The following is a 1,192-nucleotide window of genomic DNA, read 5'->3' on the forward strand; positions in this document are numbered from 1 at the left end:
GAAAACTCACAAAAAAAAAATCATAAATCAAAAATCGTTGATCGGTGTTCGAAATTCTATATTAAAAAAATGAATAATGAATATCGATTAACGAATAATGATTTTAGAAATAGAAAAGCAAATGAATAATGAATATCGATTAACGAATAATGATTTTAGAAGTAGAAAAGTAAATGAATAATGAATATCGATTAACGAATGATGATTTTAGAAAGTGAAAAGCAAATGAATAATGAATATCGATTAACGAATAATGATTTTAGAAGTAGAAAAGTATGGAAAACCCACAAAAAAAATCATAAATCAACAATCGTTGATCGGAGTTCGAAATTCGATATTAAAAAAATGAATAATGAATTTTAGTGTTTTTGGTGTGTTTCGTGGTTAAAACTTTTAAGATAGAAAAGGAAAATTATAATGTCAATTATTAAAGTAAGAAATTTACACAAAATTTATCACGATACGGAAATTCCCGTAAAAGCTGTTAACGGAATTAATCTTGATTTTGAGGAAGGTGAATTCTCCGCTATAGTCGGTCCATCCGGTTCAGGGAAAACTACTTTTCTTAATTTGCTGGGAGGATTAGATACTCCCACTCAAGGTGAAATTTCGATCGGCGATACTAATATTGGAAATCTAAAATCCAGACAATTGATTGATTTCAGATTGCAAAATATTGGTTTTGTTTTTCAGGCCTATAATTTGATACCTGTATTAACTGCCAAAGAAAATGTGGCTTTTATTATGGAACTGCAGAAAATCCCAAAAGCAGAAAGAGAAAAAAGAGCGGAAGAATTGTTAGAAGAAGTAGGAATCGGCGATAAGGGCAACAACCGTCCCTCCCAACTTTCCGGTGGGCAACAGCAAAGAGTCTCTGTAGCGCGCGCTTTGGCATCTCGTCCAAAATTTATCCTCGCAGACGAACCAACTGCAAATCTGGATTCCCAAGCAACTGCTAATTTGCTGGATATGATGCTTCAAATGAACAAAGAATCCAATATTACTTTTATTTTTTCTACTCATGATCAAAGAGTTGTGGACAGAGCGAGAAGAGTTATTACTGTTATAGATGGAAAAGTTAGTAGTGATAAAAAAAGAAAATTTGGAGTGCAACATCCGTGATGTTGCAGTGTTGTATAAAATATCACCCCAGTGAAATCCCAGTGAAATAAAAAAGATAAAAGCATTTCAC

Annotated in this window: 1 protein-coding gene; it reads left to right on the forward strand. The window is 32.5% G+C overall.

The features are described from left to right. The first annotated feature begins 417 nt into the window (after positions 1–417). A complete protein-coding gene (locus tag U9P79_04065) occupies positions 418–1,122 on the forward strand; it encodes an ABC transporter ATP-binding protein (protein ID MEA2103802.1) in 705 nt (234 codons plus the stop codon). The last annotated feature ends 70 nt before the right edge of the window (positions 1,123–1,192 follow it).

Source organism: Candidatus Cloacimonadota bacterium, assembly GCA_034661015.1.
Taxonomy (GTDB): Bacteria; Cloacimonadota; Cloacimonadia; order JGIOTU-2; family JGIOTU-2; genus JAYEKN01.

Bases quoted from the DNA above. Each gene is read 5' to 3' on its own strand.
- U9P79_04065 (MEA2103802.1), top strand. From the start codon at position 418: ATGTCAATTATTAAAGTAAGAAATTTACACAAAATTTATCACGATACG.